Here is a 25,307-nt window from a genome sequence, read left to right on the forward strand (position 1 = left end):
AAGTGATCCACGTCGCTGGAGCATATACCCCAGGGGGGTATATGGTGCCGTCATGGAGAACGCGAATCCCACTCGACTGGCCATCGCTGCGACCCTGCACTGCCTCACCGGCTGCGCCATCGGTGAGGTGCTCGGCATGGTCATCGGCACCGCGCTCGGCTGGTCCGACCTGGCCACCATCGCCCTCGCCGTCGCGCTGGCGTTCGTCTTCGGCTACGCGTTGACGGTCCGCCCGGTGCTCCGTTCCGGCCTGCCGCTGGCGCAGGCGATCCGGGTGGCCCTGGTCGCCGACACGGTCAGCATCGCGGTGATGGAGCTGGTGGACAACGGCGTCATGCTCGCCGTGCCGGGCGCCATGCGGGCCGGCCTCACCGACCCGCTGTTCTGGGGCAGCCTGGCCGGCGCGTTGGCGGTGGCCTTCGTGGTCACGGTGCCGGTGAACCGGGCCCTGATCGTCCGCGGCAGAGGGCACGCGGCGGTGCACCAGCACCACCACCACGGTGGGCAGCACCACGACGCTCCGGCGGCGTCGTAGCCCGGCCCGGCCCTTGACGGATCGCCCGCCCGCCCGGGCCGCCCGGCGTACGGTGATCCACGACGGGCCGGCTGACGGGGAGGTGCGCATGCTCGACCGGCGGCTCCAGCTGCACCTGGCCACCTGGCTCGGTCAGTGGCCGGCCGGGCCGGGGCTGCACGTGGTCGCCTCGCACCGGCGGGCGCAACCGGCCTGGGACGGCCGGCTGCGCCCGGCGCTCGCCGTGGACACCGGGCAGAGCGCCGTGCTCTCCGTGCCGCCGGACCGGTTGGCGGCGGTCCGCGCTCTGGTCCGGCGTACGCCGGACCGGCTGCTTCCGGCGCTGCCGGAGACTGTCGGGCTGCCCGACTGGTGCGTGCACGACGGCCCCTTCCGGTGGACCCTCAATCCGGCGCCGCTGCCGGACGTGGGGGAGTGGACCGAGTCGACGGCCCCCGGGCTGCCGCCCTGGCTGCGGCTGTTCGACCGGCCGGTGCTGGTGGTCCGCGACCCGGACGGCAACTACCTGGCCGGGGCCGGGATGAAGCGGCACGACGCGTACGGGCGCGAGCTGGCCGTCGGCACCGTGCCCGCCGCGCGCGGGCGCGGCCTCGCCCGCCGGCTGGTGGCGCAGGCGGCCCGGCGCGTGCTCGACGAGGGTGCGGTGCCCACCTACCTGCACGAGCGGGACAATCACGCCTCGGCCCGGGTCGCGGAGGCGGCCGGCTTCCCGGACCGGGGCTGGCGTGCCTACGGGGTCTATCCGCGCTGAGATCGCTGTCGCAGGGCGCGGACCGTGGATCCCGGGCCGGATCCACGGTCCGCAACCTTCCCCCAGGTCCCGGTTTTCGGGCGACCGACCGCGGTGGACGGGCCGGTATGTGCCGATCACGCTACGTATCGAAGGGGCTCGGTGCAAGGTGCGAGCTGTCGGTTCGGAGTGTCGAATAGCGGACTTGACCTGGATCGGAGCTCGCCGAGCGGTCGGTGCGGTGTGGTGACACAGAGTGCAGGTAGGTCTGTCTCAGCCGGCCAGGCCGAGTGCCTCCGCGGCCGCGCGACCGTTGGCGTGACTCGCGCCGTACGTGGTGACGAAGGCGCGTACGCCGGCCGGCCGCCACTGCGCCGGCCAGCCCATCTCCACCACGGTCACCGGATGCTCCGCGGCCAGGCCGGCGATCAGCTCCGGGCCGCCGGGCAACCGGTGCAGGTGCCGCCCGACCAGCACGATCGGTCGGTCACCAGCCAGCTCCCGCAGCGTCGCCCGGTCGGTCTCGGCGGCGATCACCCGGATCTCCTGCACGCCGTTCAGGTGCGGGCCGAGGCCCCACGGCACCCGCCCCTCGGCGATGGTGGACTCGGTGTGCAGCTGCACCACCAGCGGCCGATCCAGGCCGGTGAGGATTCCGTCCACCTGGACCGCCCGGCGGGCCGCCGCGTACCCCAGGTTCGTGTCCGGGACGGCCGGCGACTCGCCGGCGGTCCGGGTCCAGGCGGCGAGCGCGGCGGCGCGGCCGGCCGCCTCCTCGACACGCGAGGTTGCCAGGCGGCCGTCGGTGAGCGCGTCGACGATCTCGGTGGCCACCCGCTCGACCAGTTCAGCGTCGACCTTCGCGCCGATGCAGAGCAGGTCGGCGCCGGCGGCCAGGGCCCGGACCGCGGCGGGGCCCACGCCGCCGGCGGCCACCGCCGCCCCCTTCATCTCCAGCGCGTCGGTGATGACGGTGCCGGTGAAGCCGTACTCGGTGCGCAGCAGGTCGACGAGGACGGCGCGGCTGAAGGTGGCCGGGCCGGCGCCGGTCAGCGCCGGCACGCGGATGTGCGCGGTCATCACCGCTTGCGCCCCGGCGGCGACGACCGCGGCGAACGGCGGTAGGTCCCGCTCACGCAGCAGGGCGAGTGGAACGTCCACGGTGGGCAGCTCGTGGTGGGAGTCGGTGACGGTGGCGCCGTGGCCGGGGAAGTGCTTGGCGCAGGCGGCGACGCCGGCGGCCTGCAGGCCGGCCACGGCGGCCGCCGAGTGGGCGGCCACCCGCACCGGGTCCGCGCCGAACGACCGCGTACCGATCACCGGGTTGTCGTCGGCGGTGTTCACGTCCACCGTCGGGGCGAGGTTGACGGTGACGCCGAGGGCGGCGAGCTCGCCGCCGATCGCCTGGTAGACCCGCCGGGTGAGCGCGACGTCGCCGATCGCGCCGAGGGCGGCGTTGCCGGGGTACGGGCTGCCGGTGGCGTGGGCCAGCCGGGTCACGTCGCCGCCCTCCTCGTCGATGGCGATCAGCACGTCCGCCCGGCCGGCGCGCAGCGCGGCGGTGCTCGCCGCCACCTGGGACGGGTCGTGCACGTTGGTGCCGAACAGGGTGTGCCCGGCGAGCCCTTCGGCCACCAGGTCGACGGCCCAGTCCGGGGGGACCGGTCCCGGGTACGCGGCGAGCAGCGTGCCGAGCGCGAGCCGGCGCAGTCCTGGATCGAGCCCCACGTGATCTCCCCCTTCGGTGCCCACGGGTACGAATGTCGTACCGGCGGTGGTCATCGCCCTGCCGAGTCGGCCGAGCGCTCCGCCTCCGGGTGGCCGTTACGCTACGGCTACCCGTTCGCAGGTCGGTTTACAGTTAGCAAAGTTTACTAAAACTAGAGGACGTGGCATGAGTGCGACCCGGCTGCCCGGCACCCCCCGCCTGTTGCGGGCGCTCAACGACCGCGCCGCGCTGGAACTGCTCCTCGAACGAGGCCCGCTGACCCGGGCCCGGCTCGGCGAGCTGACCGGGCTGTCCAAGGTCACCGCCTCCCAACTGGTCGAGCGACTGGAGGAGCGCGGCCTGGTCACCCGGGTCGGCGAGCAGGCCGGCGGGCGCGGCCCGAACGCCCAGCTCTATGCGGTACGCCCGAGCAGCGCTCACGTGGTCGGTGTCGACGTCGGGCCGGACCGGGTGGTGGCCGCCTGCGCCGACATCACCGGCGCCGTGATCGGTCGGGTGGAACAGTCCACCCGGGACACCGACGACCCGGTGGGCGTGGTGCACAACGCCGTGGTGCAGGCCGCGAGCAGCGCCCAGGCGCAGCTGACCAGCGTACGGCGGATCGTGCTCGGCACGCCCGGTCTGGTCGACCCGCACACCGGCGACATCACCTTCGCCTTCAACCTGCCGCGCTGGCACAGCGGCCTGCTCGCCGCGCTGCGCGACGACCTGCACACCCCGGTGGTCTTCGAGAACGACGTCAACCTGGCGGCGGTGGCCGAGGCGCAGTCCGGCGCCGCGCAGGGGCTGACCGACTTCGTGCTGGTCTGGGTGGGCGCCGGCGTCGGCCTGGCGATCATGCTGGGTGGCCGGCTGCACCACGGCAGCAGCGGCGCGGCCGGTGAGATCGGCTACCTGCCGGTGCCCGGGGCGCCCATCCCGCGGGACGTCTCCCGTCGCGCGAAGCCGGCGTTCCAGCAGTTGATCGGCGGGGACTCGGTGCGCGCGGTGGCCCGCGAGCACGGCTACCCGGACACCGACGCCGCCGAGGCGGTGCGCGCGGCCGTGGCCGACGGCGACGCCGGCGCGCCGATGCTCGACGAACTCGCCCGCCGGCTCGCGCTGGGCGTGGCCAGCACCTGCGTGGTGCTCGACCCGCCGCTGGTGGTGCTCGCCGGGGAGGTCGGGCAGGCCGGCGGCGCCGCGCTCGCCGACCGGGTGCAGCAGGAGGTCGCCGCGATCACGCTGGTGCGGCCCCGGGTGGTGCCCACCGGGCTGACCGAGGAGCCGATCCTGCGCGGTGCGCTGCGCACCGCACTGGACGCCGTCCGCGACGAGGTGTTCGGCTCGACCGTCGGCTGAGCCCGCTGGGGCGGTCATGTGAAGGAATTCTTCACCGCTGGCCGGCCTGCTGCAACCTCCTGCCGTGGCAGCCCCGGCCCGCCGGGCCGCCCGCGCCACGGCGGGCGGCCCGAGCCGTGAGTCAGATCAGGTCGCGGCGGCGGAACACGGCGAACGCCGCCGCGGTCAGCCCGCCGGTGAGCACGAGCAGCACCACCAGCCCCGGCGCCCAGGACATGGTGTAGAAGCCGTCGCAGTACCGGCCGATCTCCGTGCCGGTGCAGAGCTGGCTGTCGTAGAACCGCGCCTCACCGCTGAGCCACGCCCCGATGTAGCTGGAGAGCATCAGCTGGTCCGGACGGCGGGCGTCCACGATCTCCAGCACCAGCCGGGCGCCCAGTTCCCAGACCACCGCGTACGCGGCGACCGCGCCGAGCGCCGCGGAGGTGTGCCGACCCAGCGTGGCGATGGCGAAGCCCAGGGCGCTGGCCAGCAGCACCAGCACCATGCCACGGCCGTGCACCGCGCCGAGGGAGCGCCAGAAGTCACCGCCCAGCTCCCCGCCCAGCCCGGCGGTCTGCCCGATCACCCAGAACGTCGCCAGATAGAACACCGAGGCGACCACGGCCAGCGTCAGCACCCCGCCGAGCAGGGTGCCCAGCTTCGCGCCGAGCACCGTCAGCCGGCGCGGTCGCCAGAGCAGCAGGTTCACCACGCCGCCGGAGTTGAGGTCGGCGCCGATGTAGGAGGCGCCCACCAGGAACCCGAACAGCACCAGGAACGCGATGAGGAAGTAGAGCAGCGGGCGTGCCTGCTGGGCGAAGCTGAACACACCGGGGAGGAAATCGGCGGCGATCGGCAGCCGGTCCCGCAGCGTCGGATCGATCTCCGAGCAGTCGGAGGGGAAGTACTGCTCGCTGTCGCTCGGCGGGAGCGTGCCGTTCTGTCGGGCCAGGCACTGCTGGAAGGTGTCCTCCATGCTCTGCCGCGCCTCGGCGGCCTGGCTCCGCGCGGAGCTGAGCTCCTCCGCGGTCGGCTTGTGCGAGCCGGCCAGGGTGGTCGCCGCGGTGACACCGAACGCCAGCACCAGCAGGACGACCATGAGTTGCACGAAGCGACGCGCGGACAGCCGCTCCACCTCGGCACGGACCAGGTTCACGCGTCCACTCCCCGTACGTCGAGATCGATCTCAGCATCGCCCGCGCCCGGCGGCCGCCCCGAGTCGTCCACCTGCCGGGGCACCGACGGATGCCCGCCGGCGCCGGTCAGCTCCAGGAAGACGCTCTCCAGATCCGGCCGCAGCGGGGTCAGCTCACCCACCCACAGTCCCTGTTCACCGAGCACCCGACTGATCACCGTCGGGTCGGCCACCCCGCCCACCACCAGCGCAGCGCCGTCCACGCTCGCCGTCAGCTCGGCCTCGTGCAGCAGCTCCACGGCGCGCTCCGGCTCGGCCACCCGGACCAGGAACTCGTGCCGGTCGTGACCGGCCAGCACCTCGTCCACCCGGCCGGTCGCCACCCGCCGGCCCCGCGAAATGATCGTGACATGGTCGCAGATCAGCTGGATCTCGCCCAGGATGTGACTGGACACCAGCACGGTCACCCCGGCCGCCGCCAGCTCCCGCATCAGGTCCCGCATCTCCCGGATGCCGGCCGGGTCCAGCCCGTTCGCCGGCTCGTCCAGGATCAGCAACTGCGGGTCCTTCAACAGTGCGGACGCCACCGCCAGGCGCTGCTTCATGCCCAGCGAGTAGCCCTTCACCCGCTCGTCGCCCCGGTCACGCAGGCCCACCGTCTCCAGCACCTCGTCCACCCGCGTGATCGGCACCCCGCCGGCCCGGGCCAGCAGCCGCAGCGTGCGGTAGCCGGTGAAGTTGCCGAAGAACTGCGGGCTCTCCACGATGGCGCCGACCCGGCCGGCCACCCGGGGCAGCCGCTGTGGCGACGGCTCACCGAGCACGCTCATCCGCCCGCTGTCGGCCCGCACCAGCCCGAGCAGGGCACGCAACGTGGTGGTCTTGCCGGAGCCGTTCGGGCCCAGGAATCCGTGGACCTGACCCGCCTCGACCAGCATGTCGAACCCGTCGACCGCGATCCGTCGGCCGTTCCGCAGGCTGTGGAAGGTCTTGCGCAGACCCTCGATCTCGATGACCGCGCTCATCCGCGCGGCTCCGTACCTCGACGGGGCATGGACCGTCCTCCGAGTATGGTGATCAACGACACGGCGCCTCACCCTATGACCGGGACGCCGCCCGTGGGGGGCAACGCGGCGCTGCGTGGTTGGATGGTCCGGTGACTGGTGACCTGATCCCCGGCGCTGCCGGCGCCGCGCCTGCCGCCGCACCCGTGGACCCGGATCTGGTGGTCAGCCTCGACGGCGTCGGCGTACGCCGGTCCGGCACCGCCCTGCTGCAGGATCTGACCTGGCGCGTCGAACTGGACGAGCGCTGGGTGGTGCTCGGTCCCAACGGGGCGGGCAAGACCACCCTGCTCAACCTCGCCGCCGGCCGGCTGCACCCCACCACCGGTGTCGCGCACGTGCTCGGCGAGCGGATCGGGCGCACCGACGTCAACGAGCTGCGTACCCGGATCGGGCTCTCCACGGCCGCGCTCGCCGAGCGGCTGCCCGCCGAGGAGCGGGTCAGCGACGTGGTGGTGACCGCCGCCTGGTCGGTGGTCGGCCGTTGGCGCGAGAGCTACGACCGCGGCGACGAGGCGCGGGCGCGGGCCCTGCTGAGCCAGCTCGGCATCGGCGGGCTCGCCGAGCGCCGCTACGGCACCCTCTCGGAGGGTGAGCGCAAGCGGGTGCAGATCGCCCGCGCGCTGATGACCGACCCGGAACTGCTGCTGCTCGACGAGCCCGCCGCCGGCCTCGACCTGGGCGGACGGGAGGACCTCGTGGCCCGGCTGGCCGAGCTGGCGTACGACCCGGACGCCCCGGCCCTGGTCCTGGTCACCCACCACGTGGAGGAGATCCCACCCGGGTTCACCCACGCGCTGCTGCTGCGGGAGGGCGGGGTGGTCGCCCAGGGTCTGCTCGCCGAGACGCTGACCGGCGACAACCTCTCCAAGACCTTCGGCCTGCCACTGGTGGTCGAGCGGTCGGGCGATCGTTACACCGCCCGCGCCTCCTGAGCGTGGGACCGGGCGGGAGGTGACCGTGCTGCAGACCCGGGTGGTCGTGGTGGGCAGCGCCAACATGGACCTGGTCGCGATGGCGCCCGGGCTGCCCCGGCCGGGCGAGACGATGCTCGGCACCGACTTCGTGATGGTGCCCGGCGGCAAGGGCGCCAACCAGGCGGTCGCCGCGGCCAGGGCCGGCGCCTCCAGCACCTTCCTCGGCGCGATCGGCTCCGACGCGTTCGGCGTCACCCTCCGGGCGCGGATCACCGCGGCCGGCGTGGACACCAGCCACCTGCGGGTGGTCTACGGCGCCTCCGGGGTGGCACTGGTGATGGTCAACGCGCAGGGGGAGAACGCCATCGTGGTGACCCCCGGCGCGAACGACGCGTTGACCGGCCTCACCGAAGAGGAACTGGCCACCGTACGCGGCGCGGACGTCCTGGTCGCCCAGCTGGAGATCCCGGTGCAGACCGTGGCGGCCGCCGCGGTGGCCGCCCACGCCGCCGGCACCCGGGTCGTCCTGAACGCCGCCCCGGCCCGTGATCTCCCACCGGAGCTGCTCGCCGCCGTGGACCTGCTCGTCGTCAACGAGGGTGAGGCGCAGGCGTTCACCGGCCGGGGTCGGGACGAGCCACGGGCGCTGCTCGACCTGGTGCCCCGGGCCGTGCTCACCCTCGGTGGCGAGGGCGCCTGGTACGTCGACCGCGAGGGCACCGAGGTGCACGTGCCCGCCGTCCGGGTCGACGTGGTCGACTCCACCGCCGCCGGCGACGCGTTCACCGCCGCGCTGGCCGTGGGCTGGGGCGAGGGACGGGACCTGGTCGACGCGGTGCGCTGGGCGTCGGCGGCCGGCGCGGCCTGCGTCCGCCGTCTCGGCGCCTCGGTGGCGCTGCCCCGCCGCGCCGAGATCGACGAGCTGTACGCCCCGGGCTGACCCCGCCGCCCTACGCCGGTCGGCCGTGCGTCGCCCTGGTGCGAAAGGCCCGGCGGTACGCCGACGGCGAGGTCGACATGACCCGGCCGAAGTGGTGCCGGTAGGTGACCGGGGTGTCGAAGCCCACCGCCCCGGCGATCTGCTCGACCGGGGCGTCGGTCTCCTCCAGCAGCGCCAGACTGGCCCGGACGCGCTGGTCGATCAGCCAGCGAATCGGGCTGGTCCCGGTCGCGCGGGCGAAGTGCCGCAGGTAGGTCCGCGGCGACATGTGCGCCTGCCCGGCGAGCCGGGCCACGGTCAGCGGTTCGGCGAGGTGCGCGAGCGCCCAGTCGATGCTGCCGGCGATCCGGTCGTCGTCCGGGTCGGTGGGCACCGGCACCTCGACGAACTGGGCCTGCCCGCCGTCGCGGTGCGCCGGGATCACCAGGCGGCGGGCGACCGCGTTGGCGATCGCCGCGCCGTGGTCCCGCCGGACCACGTGCACGCAGAGGTCGAGCCCGGCGGCGCTGCCGGCGCTGGTGAGCAGGTCGCCGTCGTCGAGGTAGAGCACGTCCGGGTCCACCTCGACCCGCGGGTACCGGCGCGCCAGCAGCTCCGCGTACCGCCAGTGGGTGGTGGCCCGTCGGTCGTCCAGCAGCCCGGCGCCGGCCAGCGCGAACGCGCCGGAGCAGATGGACATGATCCGTGCGCCGCGCTGGTGCGCCTGGCGCAGTGCGGTCACCAACTCCGGCGACGGGTCGGCGGTCACGTCCGGCACACCGGGCACGATCACCGTTTGCGCCGCCGCCAGCTCCGCCAGGCCGTACGGGGTGTGCAGGCTGGCCCCGCCGACCACCGGCACCGGCCCGGGCTGCTCGGCGCAGACCACCAGGTCGTACCAGTCGACGTCGAATTCGGGCCGGGGCAGCCCGAACACCTCGGTGACGATGCCGGTCTCGAACACCGACATTCCCGGGTACGCGAGCACGGCGACCCGGTGACCGGCGGCCGGGCGCCGGGAGGTGGGCACCGGAAGCGGCTCGGTCGCCACCGCGGGGGTCGGCATGGCGGGATGTTAGCGCAGGACGTCGCTCTCGCCACTCGTTCCGGGTGGTGACGCCGGCCAGGATCGGTCCATGACCTTCACCTTCGCCGTCCCCGCCGCCGGTCCGGCTGCCGCCGCCGCCCACTTTCTCGCCCGGCTCAGCGTCGAGACCGACGTCAGCGACGTGCACGCCGACCTGTCCGCCCGTACTCCCGGCCTGGTGGTGGTCGACTCCCGCGGGGAGGCCGCCTGGAAGCAGGGACATCTGCCGGGGGCGGTGCACCTGCCCACCGCCGAGATCGCCAGCCGGGCGGCCGAGCTGATCCCGGCCGGCTCGGCCGTGGTCACGTACTGCTGGGGGCCTGGCTGCAACGGCGCGACCCGGGCCGCGCTGGAGTTCGCCCGCCTCGGCCACCCGGTCAAGGAAATGCTCGGCGGGTTCGAGTACTGGGTGCGGGAGGGACTGCCGGTGATGACCGGGACCGGGCTGACCCGCCGCCCGGTCGACGACCTGACCGCGCCCCGCGCCACGATCACCTGCGACTGCTGACCAGGCCGAGCAGCACCACTCCGGTCGTCGTCCGGGCGTTCAGCCGACCAGGTCGTCGCTGAGCTTCTCGCCCCGCCGGCGCAGCATGCCCAGCCCCGGGATGCCGGCGACGGCGAGCTTGAGGTCGCGGGTGACGTCGAGCAGGTCGTGCAGGTCGGGCCCGACCCGGTCCAGGGTGGCCAGGATGGGCAGGATGTCCGCCGTCAGGTGCTGCTTGAGCTTGGGCAGCTCGTCGATCAGGCGGATCGCCGCGGTGACCTCCTCGTGGCTCAGCTCCCCGACGAAGCGGTCCGCCATCGGCGCGGCCCGCCGCAGCGCCGGCTCGTACGCCGCCAGCAGCTCGGCCGCCGTGGCCGCCGCCTCGGCCGCGGCGCCCACGGTGGCCGCGGCCCGTCCGGCGACCGTCTCGGCCTCGGCGACCACCCTGCCGGCCAGGCGAGAGACCTGGTCGGCCTCCCGGACCACCACGGCTGCCGCCGTCGCCACCTCGGTGGCGGTGTCGATGGCGGTGGTCGCGGCGGCGCTGATCACGGCCACCTCGCGGACCGCCGTCTCGGCGTCGGTGAGCACCCGGTCGGTCCGGTCCAACGTCGTCTCGATCCGGTCCACCACGCCGTTGATCCGGGCCAGCAGCGCCTCCACCCCGTCCAGCACCGCGAACGCGCGGACGGGCACGGCGGCGAACGAGGCGGCCGAGCCGAGCGCCTGGTCGAGAGCGGAGCGGGTCAGGCCGACCACCGCGGAGGGTGTGGGGAGAGGAATCGCCATGGGATCAAGTGTGCGCCGACCGCACCACAACCGCCCGACGGCGGCCGGCCGGCGCGGTGGCCTCCGCCCGGCGGGTGGTCATCGGTGGTCCCCCTGCTGCTCGACGGCGCGCTGCACGGCCCGGTAGATCTGCCCGAACCGCAGCGCGTCCGGGGTACGCAGCAGCAACTGCTCACGGCCGTGGTGCTGCACCCACAACTCGTGCACGTGGCTGCCGCGCTCGTAGGAGCGGTCCAGCCAGCCGAGGGGGATCTCCAGGAACGGGGTCAACGCCAGCGCCCCCACCGCGCAGGCCGCGAGGATGATCAGCGCCATCTTCCAGTTGCCCCGGTCCTGCGCCGTGTAGGCCAGCGAGAGCACACAGACCAGCGCGACCAGCGGCGGCAGCGAGAGCAGCAGGACCAGGACGCCGCGACCGAGCACCCGGCCGCGTACCGCGAGCGTCTTCGGGCCGCGCGCGTGCCAGACGTACGTCACGTCGGAGAGGGCGACCAGGTGACCCCCCGCCCGGATCGACTCGGAGGTCACCTGCACCGCGTCGTCCCGGTAATAGAGGGTCATCACTAAGCCTAACCACCCGCCGGCAACCCACCCGTCCGATGCGTTCCGCTCAGATCTTGGACAGTTGCCGTCCGCGCCGATCGACAAGTGTCCAAGATCTGAAAGCTGGACAACGGTGCGTCGCGCGCACGCGTCCGACGGGTGGCTTGTCGAGGACCGAGTCGTCGTCTCGCTGGCGCAGACCTACCGGCGGGACGCCACCGGCGCCACCGCCGTGCAGAACGCCTGCAAGATGTACCGGCTGGCGCAGAGCCGGATCGTCGAGTTCTGGGGCGAGCAGGACCTGTACGGCCTGCTGCGCGGGCTCGACCTGGTTCCGGACGAGCCGATCCGGTTCTGAGCGCGGACCGCTATCGGCGGCTGGTCGGGCGGGCCGGCTGGCTGCGCTCGACGGCGCGCTGCACGGCCCGGTAGATCTGACCGAAGCGCAGCGCGTCGCCGGTACGCAGCAGCCGTACCGGCTGGCCGCGCCAGCGCGCCCAGATCTCCAGTTGCCGGCTGCCCCGGGCGTACGAGCGGTCCAGGTGTTCGAAGAGGAAGTCGGCGATCGGGCCGACGGCCAGCCCCACCAGCACCGACGCGCCGACGATCGCGATCGTCACGGTGGTGGAGCGGTGCAGCCAGACGGCCACGCCGATGCCGAGCACGGCCGCGACCAGCGGACCGGCCAGCGCGGCGCCGATCGCACCCCGCCCGACGAGCACCCGCCAGGAGCGGCTGCCCCGGCGGTGCCAGATCATGGTGATGTCGGCCAGCGCGTAGCTGCGGCCGTCCACTCGGACGGCGGTGGAGGTGACCTGCACCGACCTGTCGTCGTAATAGGTGATCATGGCTGGACTCCCGCCCGCGGGGCTGACACCAGACTACTTACCCCAACGAGCCGGGTCGTAAGGTTGGCACGCGACTTCGACGAGGAAGTGAGGGCAGCGTGGGCGAGTTCGTTCGGCTGGAGACCAAGGACGGCATCGGCACCATCCGGCTGGAGCGGCCGCCGATGAACGCGCTCAACACCCAGGTGCAGGAGGAGTTGCGCGCCGCCGCGTCGGCGGCCACCGCCGACCCGGAGGTCCGCGCCGTCATCGTGTACGGCGGAGAGAAGGTCTTCGCCGCGGGTGCGGACATCAAGCAGATGGCCGAGATGTCCTACGTGGACATGGCCGACCGGGCCGCGAACCTGTCCAGCGCGCTCGGCGCGATCGCCCGGATCCCCAAGCCGGTGGTCGCCGCGATCACCGGCTACGCCCTCGGTGGCGGCTGCGAGCTGGCGCTGGCGTGCGACTGGCGGGTGGTGGCCGAGGATGCCAAGCTCGGCCAGCCGGAGATCAAGCTGGGCATCATTCCCGGAGCGGGTGGCACCCAGCGGCTGGCCCGGCTGGTCGGCCCGGCCCGCGCCAAGGATCTGATCATGTCCGGGCGGATGGTGGACGCCCAGGAGGCGTTGCGGATCGGCCTGGCCGACCGGGTTGTGCCGGCGGCCGAGGTGTACGAGGCGGCGGTCGCGCTGGTGCAGCCGTACGTGACCGGGCCGGTGCAGGCGCTGCGCGCGGCGAAGCTGGCGGTCGACGGCGGCCTGGACATGGACCTGAACTCGGGCCTGGCCTGGGAGAGTCAGCTCTTCGCGGCGCTGTTCGCCACCGATGACCGCCGCGAGGGCATGGCGGCGTTCGTCGAGAAGCGCAAGCCGGGCTTCACGGGCCGCTGAGGGGCTCGGGCCGGCGGTCCGCGCCGCCGGCCCGACAGTGAGCCGAGAACGGTTCACATTCTGCCTACCGGCCAGTAGCGTGGGCCTCCGATCTGAAGCGACGAAGGGGAGCGGCGATGACGGAGCGGGTCGAAGGTCACGGCGGGGAGCTCGCGCTCGCGGCGCTGCGGGCGCACGGGGTGCGCGAGATGTTCACCCTCTCGGGCGGGCACGTCTTCCCGCTCTACGACGCCGCGCACAAGACCGGCTTCCCGATCTACGACGTCCGGCACGAGCAGTCCGCCGTCTTCGCCGCCGAGGCGGTGGCCAAGCTCCAGCGTCGTCCCGGCCTCGCCGTGCTCACCGCCGGTCCCGGCGTCACCAACGGCATCTCGGGCATGACCAGCGCCTTCTTCAACGCCTCCCCGGTGCTGGTGCTCGGTGGCAGGGCACCCGCGTTCCGCTGGGGCTCGGGCAGCCTCCAGGAGATGGACCACCTGCCGCTGGTGGCCCCGGTCACCAAGCACGCCGAGACGGTGTTCAGCACCGACGACATCCCCCGCGCGGTGGGCGCGGCGCTCACCGCGGCGCTCACCCCGCACCGCGGCCCGGCCTTCCTCGACTTCCCGCTGGAGACGGTCTTCTCGGTCGCCGAGGCCGACGTGTCCGCCCCGGCCGGCATCGACCCGGTCGAGCCGGACCCGGAGGAGGTCGCACGGGCCGCGACGCTGATCGCCGGGGCGCAGCGGCCGGTCATCATCGCCGGCTCCGACGTGTACGCCGGCGACGCGGTCGCCGCGCTGCGTGAGGCGGCCGAGGCGTTGCAGGTGCCGGTCTTCACCAACGGGATGGGTCGCGGCTCGCTCCCGCCGGAGCACCCGCTCGCCTTCGCCAAGGCCCGCCGGGCCGCGCTCTCCGGCGCCGACGTGGTCGTGGTGGTCGGCACCCCGCTGGACTTCCGGCTCAGCTTCGGTGACTTCGGTGACGCCAAGGTGGTGCACATCGTCGACGCGCCGAGCCAGCGCGCCGGGCACGTGCAACCGGCCGCCGCACCCGCCGGCGACCTGCGCCTGATCCTCTCCGCGCTGGCCGACCACACCGGTGACCGCGCCGACCACACCGACTGGATCGCCGACCTGCGCATAGCCGAGGACGCGGCCCGGGCTCGCGACGCGGCCGAGATGGCGGCCGAGACCGACCCGATCCGTCCAGCCCGGATCTACGGCGAGCTGCGTCGGGTCCTGGCCCGCGACGCGATCACCATTGGCGACGGCGGTGACTTCGTCTCGTACGCCGGTCGGTACCTGGAGCCGGCGCAGCCCGGCACCTGGCTGGACCCGGGCCCGTACGGCTGCCTGGGCACCGGCATGGGCTACGCGATGGGCGCCCGGGTCAGCCATCCGGACCGGCAGATCTGCGTGCTGATGGGCGACGGGGCCGCCGGCTTCTCGCTGATGGACGTCGAGTCGCTGGTCCGCCAGAAGCTGCCGGTCGTGATGGTCGTCGGCAACAACGGCATCTGGGGTCTGGAGAAGCACCCGATGCGGGCCATGTACGGCTACGACGTCGCGGCCGACCTCCAGCCGGAGCTGCGCTACGACACGGTGGTCAGCGCGCTCGGCGGGGCGGGGGAGACGGTCGCCAAGGCCGCCGACCTCGGGCCGGCCCTGCAGCGGGCGTTCGACGCCGGAGTGCCGTACCTGGTCAACGTGCTCACCGACCCGACCGACGCGTACCCCCGGTCGTCGAACCTGGCCTGAGTCGCACCCGCAGCCGCGCCGTCGCCCCAGCGGGGCGGCGGCGCGGCGTCGTCCGGCAGCTAAATCAGCGGAATGTCGGCGCCGGTCGTCGTAACGTCAGCCGGGGATCGGCGGGGATGTCAGACCTGTCGCCCATGGTGGTGTCACCACCGGAGACGACAGGGAGTTGCGATGGACTACGCGATCCGCGCCGAGGGCCTGGTGCGGCGTTTCGGCGCCACCACCGCCCTCGCCGGCGTTGATCTGGCGGTTCCGACCGGGACCGTCTTCGGCCTGCTCGGGCCGAACGGCGCCGGCAAGACCACCGCGGTGCGGGTGCTCGCCACCCTGCTGCGCGCCGACGAGGGCCGGGCCACGGTCGGCGGCTTCGACGTCGTCCGCGACGCCCATCAGGTGCGTCAACTGATCGGCCTGACCGGCCAGTACGCATCGGTCGACGAGACCCTGACCGGCGCGGAGAATCTGCTGCTGATCGGCCGGCTGCTCGGGCTGAGCAGGGCCGACGCCAAGCAGCGCGCCCGTCAACTGCTCGCCGACTTCCAGCTCAGCGACGCCGCCGACCGGGCCGCCAAGACCTTCTCCGGCGGCATGCGGCGCCGGCTGGATCTCGCCGCCAGCCTGGTCGGCCGGCCGCAGGTGCTCTTCCTCGACGAACCGACCACCGGCCTGGACCCGCGCAGCCGCAACGACCTGTGGGACATCGTCCGCGCCCTGGTCTCCGACGGGGTGACGGTGCTGCTCACCACGCAGTATTTGGAGGAGGCCGACCAGCTCGCCGGGGAGATCGCGGTGGTCGACCACGGCCGGGTGATCGCGCAGGGCGCGCCGGAGGAGCTGAAGGCCAAGACCGGCGGTCAGTCCCTCACCGTGCGACCGGCCGACCTCGCCGACCTGGGCGCCGTGACCGCCATCGCCCACGCGGTGTCCGGCGCGTCTCCCGAGGTTGCCCAGAACGCGGTCACCGTCGCGGTGAACGATCCCGGTGTGCTGCCCGCGGTGGTGAGCCGGCTCGACGCGGCCGAGATCGCGGTCGCCGAGCTGGCGTTGCGCGGCGCCAGTCTGGACGAGGTCTTCCTCTCTCTCACCGGCCACCGGGCCGAGGACGCCCCGGCCGGTACCGACCTGGAAAGGACGCCGGCATGACCGCCGCCACTCTCGCCCCTGCGCCGACCCCGGCCCGCCGGCTCAGCCCGGTCGCCGGGTTGCGGCACACCTTCACGCTGGCCTGGCGCAGCCTGGTGCAGATCAAGCACAACCCGATGGAGCTGCTCGACCTGAGCATCCAGCCGGTGATGTTCGTGCTGCTGTTCACGTACGTCTTCGGGACCGCGATCGCCGGGTCCTCCGGCGAGTACCTCACCTTCATGCTGCCCGGCATCATGGTGCAGAACGCGCTCTTCGCCACCATGACGACCGGGTTCGGGCTGAACAACGACCTCACCAAGGGCGTCTTCGACCGGCTCCGGGCGCTGCCCATCGCCCGGTGGGCGCCGCTGGCCGGCCGGATCCTCGCCGACACCGTCAAGCAGGCCTGGTCGATCGCGCTGCTGCTCGGCGTCGGAGCGATCCTGGGCTTCCGGGTCGGCAACGGGCTGCTCGGGGTGGTCGGGGCGTTCGCGCTGCTGCTGGCGTTCACGCTGGCCGCGTCCTGGATCTCGGTGCTGGTCGGGGTGCTGGTGAGCGAGCCGGACAAGGTGCAGATCTTCGGCTTCATGGTGATCTTCCCGCTGACCTTCACCAGCAACATCTTCGTGCCCACCGACCGCATGCCCGGCTGGCTGCAGAACTGGGTGGAGGTCAACCCTGTGACCGTGGTGGCCGACGCGCTACGCGGCCTCCTGGTCGGCGGTCCGGTCGCCGGCCCGGTGCTTCAGACGCTGCTCTGGGGCGCCGGCATCGCGGTGATCTTCGCTCCGCTGGCGGTGCGTGGGCTCAAGCGTCGGGTGTGACCCGCGGGCGGGTCTCACACCTCCGGCCGGTCACCCTCGCGCGGCGGCTCGCCGTCGCGGTGGCGCAGGTCGTCCTCGCGCCGGCGCAGGTCTTCCTCCCAGCGGCGGAAGAGTTCCTGGTCCTGCTGCTGCGAGCGCTCCTGCACGGAGCGGAGGAACTCCGGGTCGTCGTCGGGGGCGACCGGGCGGTGGCGCTCGGCGGGGCGGTTGCCGGTCGGCCAGGCCTTGCGGGCGCCGGGACCGGGCTCCCGGCCGGCGACGAACCAGGCGATCGAGCCGACCAGCGGGAAGAACAAGATGATCAGCACCCAGGCGATCCGGGGCAGGGCACGGATCTGGCCCTCCTCGGCGGAGAGACAGCTGATCAGCGCGCAGACGGCGAGGACGATCTGCACCAGGAAGAGGAGTACGTACAGCCGGGCCATGCACCCATCATGGCGCACCCGGTCCCGTCACCACAGTCCGCGAACCACCAACAGCGCACCGAGCAGCGCGAGCCCGGCGATGGCCAGCGCGACCAGGGGCAGCGTCCGACCGCCGGTGCGCGCCGGCCCCGTGCCGGTGCCTCGCGGCCAGCACAGCACGAGCACGGCCCCCCAGAGCAGCACGGCGGCGCCGGCGATCAGCGCGCCGCTCGGGTCGCCGGTCGACCCCAGCCGGACGGCCAATGCGGTCACCACGGTCAGCGCCAGCGCCGTCCGTCGCCAGGCCAGCCGGGTCCGCTCCGGTTGCAGCCCGGGGTCGCGCCCGCCGTGCACCGCCCGGCCCGGCTCGCCGGTCACGATTCGCCGATCGCCCGGACCAGCACCGCGACCACCAGCAGCGCCGCGCCGGCGCCGACGGCGAGGGCGAGGATGGCGGGGAAACGGGAGGCGGGCAGCTCCTGACCGAGCCGGATGGCCCGTTCGGTCCGCGCCCAGTGGTCCACCGCGCGGACGGCGACGGCGCCGCCGAGCAGCAGCAGCGCGACGGAGATCGCCTCCCGCAGGTGGGCCAGCGGCAGCGGCGGCAGGAACTGCGCGGTGGCCAGGCCGCCGCCGACCAGCGCCAGGCCGGTGCGCAGCCAGGCGAGGAAGGTGCGCTCGTTGGCCAGGGAGAAGCGGTAGTCGGGAGGTTCGCCGACCGAGCGTAGGTCCGCCGGGTCGAACCACCGCCTGATCGCTTCCCGCACGCTGCCGATTATCCGCTTGTCCTGCCGCTTAACCTGAGCCGGTGACCGACCTTGACGTGATGACCTTGCGCGCCGCCTACGACAACCAGCTCCGCCCGGAGATCCCGGACCCGGTTCCGGCCGGGGTCACGGTGGAGCGGGACGGGCCGTTGGTCCGGATCATCGGGCTCGACGCCGGTGGCTTCCTCACCTACCGCGACCTGGGGGGATTGACCGGCGACGCGCTGGACGAGCTGATCGCCCGTCAGGTGGAGCTGTTCCGCCAGCGGGGCCAGTCGGTGGAGTGGAAGCTCAACGAGCACGACGAGCCGGCGGACCTGGCGGACCGGTTGCGCGCCGCCGGCTTCGTGGCCCAGGAGCGGGAGACCGTCGTGGTCGGGCCGGTCGCGCCGCTGGCCGCCGCGCTGCCGGTCCCACCCGAGGGGGTACGCCTGCGTGAGGTGACCTCCCGGGCCGACCTGGAGCGGATCGCCGCCATGGAGGAGGAGGTCTGGCAGGAGGACCGCTCGCACCTCGTCTGGGGGCTGGCCAAGGAGATCGACGCCGACCCGCACTCGATCACCGTGGTGGTGGCCGAGACGGACGAGACGGTGGTGAGCGCCGGCTGGGTGCGCTTCCCGGCGAACACCGGCTTCGCCACCCTCTGGGGCGGGTCGACCCTGCCGCAGTGGCGTCGCAAGGGCATCTACCGGGCGCTGGTCACCTACCGGGCGCGGCTGGCCGACCAGCGGGACCGGACGCTGCTGCAGGTCGACGCGTCCGAGGACAGCCGGCCGATCCTGCAGCGGCTCGGCCTCGTCCCGGTCACCACCACCACCCCGTACGTCTACACTCCGTGATCATGGAGCAGCGGTTGACGGACGAGGAGCGGCTGATTCTCAAGACAGGCGCGTTCGGGGCCGTCTTCCTGGTCTCGAACGCCGATCCGGGCATGCTGGGCGTGATCCGGGAGAGCCTCGCGGCCTCCGGCGCGTTGGCCGACGCCAGCGGCGTGGTCAAGGAGGCGTTGACCAGCGGTCCACTGCCCCGGCTGCCCCGGGATTCCCAGTTGGAGATCGAGTCGGTGGTGCTGCCGGCTCTCGACCGGGCGATGCGGATCCTGCGGGAGAAGTCACCGGCGGACGTGGACGCGTACCGGGCGGTGGTGTTGACCGCGGCGGACCGGGTGGCCCGGGCACACGACGGGGTGGCCCCGGAGGAAGCGGCGGTCATCGACCGGATCCGGGGCGCGTTGGCCGACCCGGCCTGACCGGCGCGTGCCGCTGTCGGCATCGGTGAGCTGTGTCACTCTGAGTGCCCCGGGGGCTGCAACCTACTGGCAGGTAACATTGCGCCGTGGGCAACCGCACAGCAGCCTGCGGTTGACCGGGCGTCGACCGACGCGCGAGGCTGCGCCCGAGACCGGGCGAGCCAATCGCAACACCACACAGGAGGGTCGTCGAAGCGCGATGAATATCGTCGTACTCGTCAAGCAGGTGCCTGATTCGGGCGCGGACCGCAACCTGCGCAATGACGACAACACCGTCGACCGCGGTTCGGCGAACAACGTGATCAACGAGATGGACGAGTACGCCATCGAGGAGGCGCTGAAGATCAAGGAAGCGCACGGTGGCGAGGTCACCATCCTGACCATGGGTCCGGACCGGGCGACCGAGTCGATCCGCAAGGCGCTCTCCATGGGCCCGGACAAGGCCGTGCACGTGGTGGACGACGCCCTGCACGGTTCCTGCGCGGTGGCCACCTCGAAGGTGCTCGCCGCCGCCCTCGGTCAGCTCAACGCCGACCTGGTGATCTGCGGCGCCGAGTCCACCGACGGCCGGGTCCAGGTCATGCCGCACATGATCGCCGAGCGGCTCGGCGTCGCGGCGCTCACCGGCGCCCGCAAGCTCACCGTCGACGGCGCCACGCTGACCGTCGAGCGGCAGACCGAGGAGGGCTACGAGGTCGTCACCGCCTCCACCCCGGCCGTGGTCTCCGTCTGGGACACCATCAACGAGCCGCGCTACCCCTCCTTCAAGGGCATCATGGCGGCCAAGAAGAAGCCGGTGCAGTCGCTCTCCCTGGCCGACCTCGGTGTCGCACCGACCGAGGTGGGCGTCGACGGCGCCACCAGCGCCGTGATCGAGCACACCAAGCGCCCGCCGCGCTCCGGCGGCGCCAAGATCACCGACGAGGGCGAGGGCGGCGTCAAGCTGGTCGAGTTCCTCGCTACCGAGAAGTTCGTGTGAGAGCGGGGTCTGGACATGTCTGAGGTTCTCGTCGTCGTCGAAGCCACCAAGGAATTCGGCGTCAAGAAGGTCACCCTGGAGATGCTCACCCTCGCCCGCGAGCTGGGCACCCCGAGCGCCGTGGTGCTCGGCGGCGCCGGCGCCGCGGAGGCGCTGAGCGCAAAGCTGGGCGAGTACGGCGCGGAGAAGATCTACGCCGCCGAGGGTGACGAGATCGACGGCTACCTGGTGGCTCCCAAGGCCACCGTGCTGGCCGAGCTGGTCAAGCGGGTGCAGCCGGCCGCCGTGCTGCTGGCGTCGGCGCAGGAGGGCAAGGAGATCGCCGCCCGGCTCGCCGTCAAGCTGGACAACGGCATCCTGACCGACGTTGTCGGCCTGGACGCCGACGGCACCGCCACGCAGGTCGCGTTCGCCGGCTCCACCATCGTCAAGTCCAAGGTCACCAGGGGTCTGCCGCTGGTCACCGTCCGGCCCAACTCGGTCAACCCGACCCCGGCGGCGGCCACCCCGGCGATCGAGCAGCTCACCGTGTCGGTCACCGACACCGACAAGCTGGCGAAGGTCGTCGACCGGGTCGCCGAGCAGAAGGGCTCCCGCCCCGAGCTGACCGAGGCCGGCGTGGTCGTGTCCGGTGGTCGCGGCGTCGGCAACGCCGACAACTTCAAGCTGGTCGAGGAGCTGGCCGACCTGCTCGGCGGCGCCGTCGGCGCGTCCCGCGCCGCGGTCGACTCCGGCTTCTACCCGCACCAGTTCCAGGTGGGCCAGACCGGCAAGACGGTCTCCCCGCAGCTCTACGTCGCACTCGGCATCTCCGGTGCCATCCAGCACCGGGCCGGCATGCAGACCTCGAAGACGATCGTCGCGGTCAACAAGGATGGCGAGGCGCCGATCTTCGAGCTGGCCGACTTCGGCGTGGTGGGAGACCTGTTCAAGGTCGTCCCGCAGGCTGCCGAGGAGATCCGCAAGCGCAAGTGACGCGTACCGACGAAGCCGCCGCCCGTGCTCCGGGCGGCGGCTTCGTCGCGTCATGTGGGAAAGGGAGCTGATCGGCGGGCCGGGGAGCTGATCCGGCCCGCCGATCAGCCCGTCAGGGTGCCCCTCAGCAGGCTGTCGCCGGAGTGGGCGGGCTTGTTGTCGTACTGCTCGGCGGAGACGTCGACCACCGAATAGCTGCGCAGGTCGACGTTGGGGGGCAGTGGGAGCAGGGCGTCCGAGCCGCCACCGAGAGTGCCGACCGAGAACATCTGCATCGTCGTCGGGTTGATGAGCCAGACCTCGTAGTACCCCGGCACGCGCGGGAGATTCGCCACGTGCAGATGTAGTTGGCCGTTCTGGAAAACCCGGGCGTCACCCTCGGCCGTCGGTGGCGTCGATCCGTACGCCGCCAGCGGCGCACTGGCCACCACCGCCTGCGTCGGTGCGGGCGTCGGCTCGTCCGATCCCAGCACGGCGACCGTGCCCAGCACACCGATCGCCGCGGCGGCGGCCGCGGTCGCCGCGGTGGCCGCCCAGCGGGACCGGCCACCTGCTGGAGAATCTCCATCTCCAGCCGGCAGTGCGCGCAGGTGTCGAGGTGGGTGCTCTCCCCGTTGGCCGCCTCGCTCTCACCGAGCGCCAGAAAGACCAGCCGGTCGTGGTCCAGGTGCTGCACCGTCCACCTCCCATCTGCGTTTCAAGCTCGCCATGCCGCGCCGGATGTGACTCTTCACGGTGCCCAGTGGCACGCCCGTCACCGTGGCTATCTGCTGGTGTGTCAGGTCGTCGTAGAACGCCAGCTCCAGCATGCGTCGTTGGTCGTCCGGCAGGCGAGCCAGCTCGTCCGCGACCACCAGCCGATCGACCACCCGGTCCGGATCGGGACCGGTCTGCGCCGGCTCGGGCAGCTGACGGACCGTCTCGACCACCCGGGTCTCCCGGGCCGCGGCCCGCATCCGGTCGATCACCTTGCGCCGGCCGATGCCGAGCAGCCAACCGATCAGCGAACCCTTGGCCGGATCGAAGGTCTCCCGCCCCAGCCAGGCGGCGACGAACGTCGCCTGGGTCACGTCCTCGGCGTCGCTGCGGTTGGCCAGCATCGAGGTGGCCAGGTGCAGCACGGCCCGGCCGTACCGGTCGTACGCCGCGCGGAGCGCGACCTCGTCGCCAGCACGAAACCGGAGGGCGAGGTCGTCCACCGGGGGGTCCGGTTCCTGTCCTGACGCCGTCATCGGGCAGCTCGCCTTCGATGGGGCATGCCCGACTGTAACTCCCACAGCCTCCGCCCCACTCTCCCCGTCGATGTCATCTCACCCAGCTCTTCGTCCGCCGGGGGCCCTGCGGATGCGGACGGGGCCGGAAAAGAAATCACCTCCGGGTCGCATCCAGCCGTCGCGGAGCCGGCGTAACCCGTTCTGCAAGCCAGGCCTGACGAATCAGCACCAATCACCAGGAGGCAGACATGCAGCTCTCGTACTTCCGTCGGGTCGCCGCAGGCGGCGCCGTCGCCGCGCTGGCATTCACCGGCGTCGGCGCGTTCACCGCCACTCCCGCCTACGCCGCCACGTCGAAGGTCTCCGTCGTGCACGGCATCCCGGACACCCCGGTGGACGTCTACGTCAACGGCGAGAAGACCCTGGACAACTTCAAGCCCGGTGACGTGGCCGGCCCGCTCAACCTGGAGGAGGGCGAGTACGACATCGCGCTCACCAAGCCCGGCGAGCCGGTCGGCAGCGCGATCCTCAAGGTCGACAACGCCGCGGTTCCGGGTGGGGCGAACATCAGCATCGCGGCCCACCTCGACGCCGCCGGCCAGCCGAAGATCACCCCGTTCGTCAACGACGTCTCGAAGGTCGACGCCGGCAAGGCCCGGCTGATCGTCCGGCACACCGCCGCCGCCCCGGAGGTGGACGTGCGGGCCGGTGGCACCCCGGTCTTCGAGGGCCTGACCAACCCGAACGAGGCCAAGGGCGACGTCGACGCGGGCCGCGTGCAGGCGGACGTGGTGCTGGCCGGCACCGACACCGTGGCCATCGGCCCGGCGGACCTGAACCTCAAGGAGGGCACCGCGACGATCGTCTACGCGATCGGCTCCGCCGAGGGCAAGACCCTCGACGTGGTGGCCCAGACCATCACCGGCCTGCACTCCGCCCCAGGCGGCGTGCCGAGCGGTGACGGTGGGCAGGCCGGCACGGGCGTGGACACCTGGTGGTACGTGCTCACCGGTGCCGGCGTCCTGCTGCTGCTCGGCGGCGGTGTGCGGATGGCCTCCGCGCGGGCCGGCCGCAAGTGACGGTGCGCAACCGCGGCGCGCTGGCGGCCATGGCCGCCGGCGTTGCCGCGCTCACCGTCGCGACCCTGGTGGCGTGCGGCTCCCAGCCCGCCGACGACGTGGGCACCGAGGAGGCGACCGCGCTGGCCAGCGCCACTCCGAGCCCGCCGGCCGCCGCCGCTGTCCCGTCCGTCCCGGTGACCACCGGGGAGTTGCCGGCCGACGCGGCGACCGTCCCGCCGGTCCGGCTGGTGATCCCGCAGCTCGACGTCACCGCCACGGTCAACGCGGTCGGCATCAACGAGCGGACCAACGAGTTCGAGGTGCCGCCGAGCGTCGACCAGATCGGCTGGTACCGCTACGGCCCCGGCCTGGAGGCGGACGCCGGCTCGGTGGTCATCGCCGGTCACGTGGACAGCGCCAAGCAGGGCAAGGGGGCGTTCTTCCGGCTGCGCGAGCTGGACCAGGGCGACACCCTGACCGCCACCGGCAGCGACGGCAGGGCACGTCAGTACCGGGTCGTCGCCCGGGAGGAGTACGCGAAGTCGAAGATCCCGTTGGACCGGTACTTCGCCCGGGACGGCAAGCCGCGCCTGACCCTGATCACCTGCGGTGGGCCGTTCGACGCGGCGACGCGCCGGTACCGCGACAACATCGTCGTCACCGCGGTTCCGGCCTGAGCCCGGACGCCTTCTCACGTGCCTGCCGGGGCGGGGCGGGTTGTGCCCTTCCCGCCCCGGCATCACCGCGTCGAGCGCGGGCCGCGGGCCCGCCGTTCACCGGGGTCCCCTCCGCCATCCGGTCCCCGCCCGGTCAGCCGTAGGCTGAACGGTGATGGCTTACCTGGATCACGCGGCGACCACTCCGATGCTCGACGAGGCACTGGAGGCGTACGTCGCCACCGCCCGCGAGGTCGGCAACGCGTCCTCCCTGCACGCGGCGGGTCGCCGTGCCCGCCGCCGGGTCGAGGAGTCGCGCGAGCGGGTGGCCGCGGTGCTGGGCGCCCGGCCGTCCGAAGTGATCTTCACCGGTGGCGGTACGGAGAGCGACAACCTCGCGGTCAAGGGCATCTTCTGGGCGCGGCGCGGAGCCGGCCCCGACCGCCGGAGGGTGGTCTCCAGCGCCGTCGAGCACCACGCGGTGCTGGACGCGGTGGACTGGCTGGCCCAGCACGAGGGGGCCGAGGTCGGCTGGTTGCCGGTGGACGCCGCCGGTCGGCTCGACCCGAACGACCTGCGTGCCGAGCTGGCCGCGCACGCCGACCGGGTGGCCGTGGTCACGGCGATGTGGGCGAACAACGAGGTGGGCACCGTCCAGCCGGTGGCCGAGCTGGCCGCCGTCGCCGCCGAGCACGGTGTGCCGTTCCACACCGACGCCATCCAGGCGGTCGGGCAGGTGCCGGTCGACTTCGCCGCGAGCGGGGTCGCCGCGCTGACCGTCACCGGGCACAAGCTGGGCGGCCCGACCGGGGTGGGCGCGCTGCTGCTCGCCCGGGACGTGGCGGCCACGCCGCTGCTGCACGGCGGCGGGCAGGAACGCGACGTCCGCTCCGGCACCCTGGACACCGCCGGCATCGTCGCCTTCGCGGTCGCCGTCGAGGCGGCGGTGAAGGGCCAGCAGGAGTACGCGGCCCGGGTGGCCGCGCTCCGCGACGACCTGATCGAGCGGGTCCGCCGCGCGGTGCCCGAGGTGGTCTACAACGGCGACCCGGTCGACCGGCTGCCCGGCAACGCGCACTTCTCCTTCCCCGGCTGCGAAGGCGACGCCCTGCTGCTCCTGCTCGACGCCCAGGGAATCGCCTGCTCGACGGGTTCGGCCTGCTCAGCAGGGGTGGCCCAGCCCTCGCACGTGCTGCTCGCCATGGGCGCCGACGACGACCGCGCCCGCTCCTCGCTGCGCTTCACCCTCGGCCACACCAGCACCCAGGCCGACATCGACGCCCTCATCGCGGCCCTCCCGGCCGCCGTAGACCGCGCCCGCCGAGCCGCCGCCCTC

Annotated in this window: 29 protein-coding genes and 1 pseudogene; 18 read left to right on the forward strand and 12 right to left on the reverse strand. The window is 73.2% G+C overall.

Annotation, left to right across the window (positions count from 1 at the left end; genetic code table 11):
* The first annotated feature begins 52 nt into the window (after positions 1–52).
* Together EAD98_RS02170 and EAD98_RS02175 are read left to right on the forward strand one after the other, a co-directional pair.
* On the forward strand, positions 53–535 hold the full coding sequence (locus tag EAD98_RS02170; protein WP_121652396.1) for a DUF4396 domain-containing protein: 483 nt from the start codon (positions 53–55) through the stop codon (positions 533–535).
* An 88-nt stretch (positions 536–623) separates the two neighbouring features.
* Complete coding sequence (locus tag EAD98_RS02175) at positions 624–1,286, forward strand: GNAT family N-acetyltransferase (protein WP_121652429.1); 663 nt, start codon at positions 624–626, stop codon at positions 1,284–1,286.
* A gap of 252 nt (positions 1,287–1,538) precedes the next feature.
* On the opposite strand, the gene EAD98_RS02180 is transcribed toward EAD98_RS02175, so the two are convergent.
* Positions 1,539–2,993: a glycoside hydrolase family 3 N-terminal domain-containing protein gene (locus tag EAD98_RS02180; protein ID WP_121652397.1), complete on the reverse strand. Its 1,455-nt coding sequence runs from the start codon at positions 2,991–2,993 to the stop codon at positions 1,539–1,541.
* A 166-nt stretch (positions 2,994–3,159) separates the two neighbouring features.
* On the opposite strand from EAD98_RS02180, the gene EAD98_RS02185 reads away from it, so the two are divergent.
* Positions 3,160–4,335: an ROK family transcriptional regulator gene (locus EAD98_RS02185; protein ID WP_121652398.1), complete on the forward strand. Its 1,176-nt coding sequence runs from the start codon at positions 3,160–3,162 to the stop codon at positions 4,333–4,335.
* A gap of 121 nt (positions 4,336–4,456) precedes the next feature.
* Here EAD98_RS02185 and EAD98_RS02190 read toward each other — a convergent pair whose 3' ends face one another.
* The gene (locus EAD98_RS02190) at positions 4,457–5,473 is read right to left on the reverse strand and encodes an ABC transporter permease subunit (RefSeq protein ID WP_121652399.1); all 1,017 of its coding nucleotides are present in this window, start codon (positions 5,471–5,473) and stop codon (positions 4,457–4,459) included.
* Positions 5,470–6,477 carry an ABC transporter ATP-binding protein gene (locus tag EAD98_RS02195; protein ID WP_121652400.1) on the reverse strand — a complete coding sequence of 336 codons (1,008 nt, stop codon included), beginning with the start codon at positions 6,475–6,477 and terminating at the stop codon, positions 5,470–5,472. Before EAD98_RS02195 ends, EAD98_RS02190 begins: the two co-directional genes overlap by 4 nt.
* Before the next feature lie 131 nt (positions 6,478–6,608).
* Between EAD98_RS02195 and EAD98_RS02200 the strand changes: the two genes are divergently transcribed.
* Positions 6,609–7,451, forward strand: a complete 843-nt coding sequence (locus EAD98_RS02200) for an ABC transporter ATP-binding protein (protein ID WP_121652401.1) — start codon at positions 6,609–6,611, stop codon at positions 7,449–7,451.
* Positions 7,452–7,476: 25 nt separating this feature from the next.
* On the forward strand, positions 7,477–8,373 hold the full coding sequence (locus tag EAD98_RS02205) for a ribokinase (protein ID WP_121652430.1): 897 nt from the start codon (positions 7,477–7,479) through the stop codon (positions 8,371–8,373).
* Between the two features lie 10 nt (positions 8,374–8,383).
* Here the strand turns inward: EAD98_RS02205 and ftrA are convergent, their stop codons facing one another.
* Positions 8,384–9,418, reverse strand: a complete 1,035-nt coding sequence (gene ftrA, locus EAD98_RS02210) for a transcriptional regulator FtrA (RefSeq protein WP_121652402.1) — start codon at positions 9,416–9,418, stop codon at positions 8,384–8,386.
* A 70-nt stretch (positions 9,419–9,488) separates the two neighbouring features.
* Here ftrA and EAD98_RS02215 point away from each other — a divergent pair, with 70 nt between their 5' ends.
* The gene (locus EAD98_RS02215) at positions 9,489–9,947 is read left to right on the forward strand and encodes a rhodanese-like domain-containing protein (protein WP_121652403.1); all 459 of its coding nucleotides are present in this window, start codon (positions 9,489–9,491) and stop codon (positions 9,945–9,947) included.
* A 39-nt stretch (positions 9,948–9,986) separates the two neighbouring features.
* Here EAD98_RS02215 and EAD98_RS02220 read toward each other — a convergent pair whose 3' ends face one another.
* The gene (locus tag EAD98_RS02220) at positions 9,987–10,715 is read right to left on the reverse strand and encodes a hypothetical protein (protein WP_121652404.1); all 729 of its coding nucleotides are present in this window, start codon (positions 10,713–10,715) and stop codon (positions 9,987–9,989) included.
* A gap of 78 nt (positions 10,716–10,793) precedes the next feature.
* Positions 10,794–11,276, reverse strand: coding sequence for a DUF6232 family protein (locus EAD98_RS02225; RefSeq protein ID WP_121652405.1), 483 nt, complete (start codon positions 11,274–11,276; stop codon positions 10,794–10,796).
* Between the two features lie 115 nt (positions 11,277–11,391).
* On the opposite strand from EAD98_RS02225, the gene EAD98_RS02230 reads away from it, so the two are divergent.
* Complete coding sequence (locus EAD98_RS02230; protein WP_233583682.1) at positions 11,392–11,616, forward strand: hypothetical protein; 225 nt, start codon at positions 11,392–11,394, stop codon at positions 11,614–11,616.
* Positions 11,617–11,626: 10 nt separating this feature from the next.
* On the opposite strand, the gene EAD98_RS02235 is transcribed toward EAD98_RS02230, so the two are convergent.
* On the reverse strand, positions 11,627–12,106 hold the full coding sequence (locus tag EAD98_RS02235; protein WP_121652406.1) for a DUF6232 family protein: 480 nt from the start codon (positions 12,104–12,106) through the stop codon (positions 11,627–11,629).
* 98 nt (positions 12,107–12,204) lie between these two features.
* On the opposite strand from EAD98_RS02235, the gene EAD98_RS02240 reads away from it, so the two are divergent.
* The 4 genes from EAD98_RS02240 to EAD98_RS02255 all read left to right on the forward strand — a co-directional run bounded on the left by EAD98_RS02240 (position 12,205) and on the right by EAD98_RS02255 (position 16,666).
* Positions 12,205–12,978 (forward strand): enoyl-CoA hydratase/isomerase family protein, encoded by a 774-nt coding sequence (locus EAD98_RS02240; RefSeq protein ID WP_121652407.1) that lies wholly within the window; start codon positions 12,205–12,207, stop codon positions 12,976–12,978.
* A 116-nt stretch (positions 12,979–13,094) separates the two neighbouring features.
* Entirely contained in the window at positions 13,095–14,717 is a 1,623-nt protein-coding gene (locus tag EAD98_RS02245; protein WP_121652408.1) for an acetolactate synthase, read from the forward strand.
* Between the two features lie 171 nt (positions 14,718–14,888).
* Positions 14,889–15,860, forward strand: a complete 972-nt coding sequence (locus EAD98_RS02250; RefSeq protein WP_121652409.1) for an ATP-binding cassette domain-containing protein — start codon at positions 14,889–14,891, stop codon at positions 15,858–15,860.
* On the forward strand, positions 15,857–16,666 hold the full coding sequence (locus EAD98_RS02255) for an ABC transporter permease (RefSeq protein WP_121652410.1): 810 nt from the start codon (positions 15,857–15,859) through the stop codon (positions 16,664–16,666). Before EAD98_RS02250 ends, EAD98_RS02255 begins: the two co-directional genes overlap by 4 nt.
* Positions 16,667–16,680: 14 nt before the next feature.
* Here EAD98_RS02255 and EAD98_RS02260 read toward each other — a convergent pair whose 3' ends face one another.
* Genes EAD98_RS02260 through EAD98_RS02270 form a run of 3 tightly spaced genes read right to left on the reverse strand, consistent with a single transcriptional unit; the run spans position 16,681 to position 17,837 of the window.
* Complete coding sequence (locus EAD98_RS02260; RefSeq protein ID WP_121652411.1) at positions 16,681–17,091, reverse strand: PLD nuclease N-terminal domain-containing protein; 411 nt, start codon at positions 17,089–17,091, stop codon at positions 16,681–16,683.
* Between the two features lie 27 nt (positions 17,092–17,118).
* Entirely contained in the window at positions 17,119–17,448 is a 330-nt protein-coding gene (locus EAD98_RS02265) for a DUF202 domain-containing protein (protein ID WP_121652412.1), read from the reverse strand.
* Positions 17,445–17,837 (reverse strand): YidH family protein, encoded by a 393-nt coding sequence (locus EAD98_RS02270; protein ID WP_121652413.1) that lies wholly within the window; start codon positions 17,835–17,837, stop codon positions 17,445–17,447. The genes EAD98_RS02265 and EAD98_RS02270 overlap by 4 nt, the downstream gene beginning before the upstream one ends.
* Before the next feature lie 41 nt (positions 17,838–17,878).
* Here EAD98_RS02270 and EAD98_RS02275 point away from each other — a divergent pair, with 41 nt between their 5' ends.
* The 4 genes from EAD98_RS02275 (at position 17,879) to EAD98_RS02290 (ending at position 21,040) form a co-directional block, all read left to right on the forward strand.
* Positions 17,879–18,676: a GNAT family N-acetyltransferase gene (locus EAD98_RS02275; RefSeq protein ID WP_121652414.1), complete on the forward strand. Its 798-nt coding sequence runs from the start codon at positions 17,879–17,881 to the stop codon at positions 18,674–18,676.
* The gene (locus EAD98_RS02280) at positions 18,673–19,086 is read left to right on the forward strand and encodes a hypothetical protein (RefSeq protein ID WP_121652415.1); all 414 of its coding nucleotides are present in this window, start codon (positions 18,673–18,675) and stop codon (positions 19,084–19,086) included. Before EAD98_RS02275 ends, EAD98_RS02280 begins: the two co-directional genes overlap by 4 nt.
* Positions 19,087–19,285: 199 nt before the next feature.
* Complete coding sequence (locus EAD98_RS02285; protein WP_121652416.1) at positions 19,286–20,065, forward strand: electron transfer flavoprotein subunit beta/FixA family protein; 780 nt, start codon at positions 19,286–19,288, stop codon at positions 20,063–20,065.
* 15 nt (positions 20,066–20,080) lie between these two features.
* Positions 20,081–21,040, forward strand: coding sequence for an electron transfer flavoprotein subunit alpha/FixB family protein (locus EAD98_RS02290; protein WP_121652417.1), 960 nt, complete (start codon positions 20,081–20,083; stop codon positions 21,038–21,040).
* 104 nt (positions 21,041–21,144) lie between these two features.
* On the opposite strand, the pseudogene EAD98_RS02295 reads toward EAD98_RS02290, so the two are convergent.
* Positions 21,145–21,716 (reverse strand): annotated as a pseudogene (locus tag EAD98_RS02295) (anti-sigma factor).
* The gene (locus EAD98_RS02300) at positions 21,670–22,272 is read right to left on the reverse strand and encodes an RNA polymerase sigma factor (RefSeq protein ID WP_121652418.1); all 603 of its coding nucleotides are present in this window, start codon (positions 22,270–22,272) and stop codon (positions 21,670–21,672) included. Before EAD98_RS02300 ends, EAD98_RS02295 begins: the two are co-directional and overlap by 47 nt.
* A gap of 230 nt (positions 22,273–22,502) precedes the next feature.
* On the opposite strand from EAD98_RS02300, the gene EAD98_RS02305 reads away from it, so the two are divergent.
* From EAD98_RS02305 to EAD98_RS02315, 3 genes are all read left to right on the forward strand, one after another.
* Entirely contained in the window at positions 22,503–23,333 is an 831-nt protein-coding gene (locus EAD98_RS02305) for a DUF4397 domain-containing protein (RefSeq protein ID WP_121652419.1), read from the forward strand.
* Positions 23,330–23,992: a class F sortase gene (locus EAD98_RS02310; RefSeq protein WP_121652420.1), complete on the forward strand. Its 663-nt coding sequence runs from the start codon at positions 23,330–23,332 to the stop codon at positions 23,990–23,992. The genes EAD98_RS02305 and EAD98_RS02310 overlap by 4 nt, the downstream gene beginning before the upstream one ends.
* 154 nt (positions 23,993–24,146) lie before the next feature.
* The coding region (locus EAD98_RS02315; protein ID WP_147457317.1) for a cysteine desulfurase family protein at positions 24,147–25,307 on the forward strand (1,161 nt) is incomplete at its 3' end.

The organism is Micromonospora sp. CV4, assembly GCF_003667455.1.
Taxonomy (GTDB): Bacteria; Actinomycetota; Actinomycetes; order Mycobacteriales; family Micromonosporaceae; genus Micromonospora.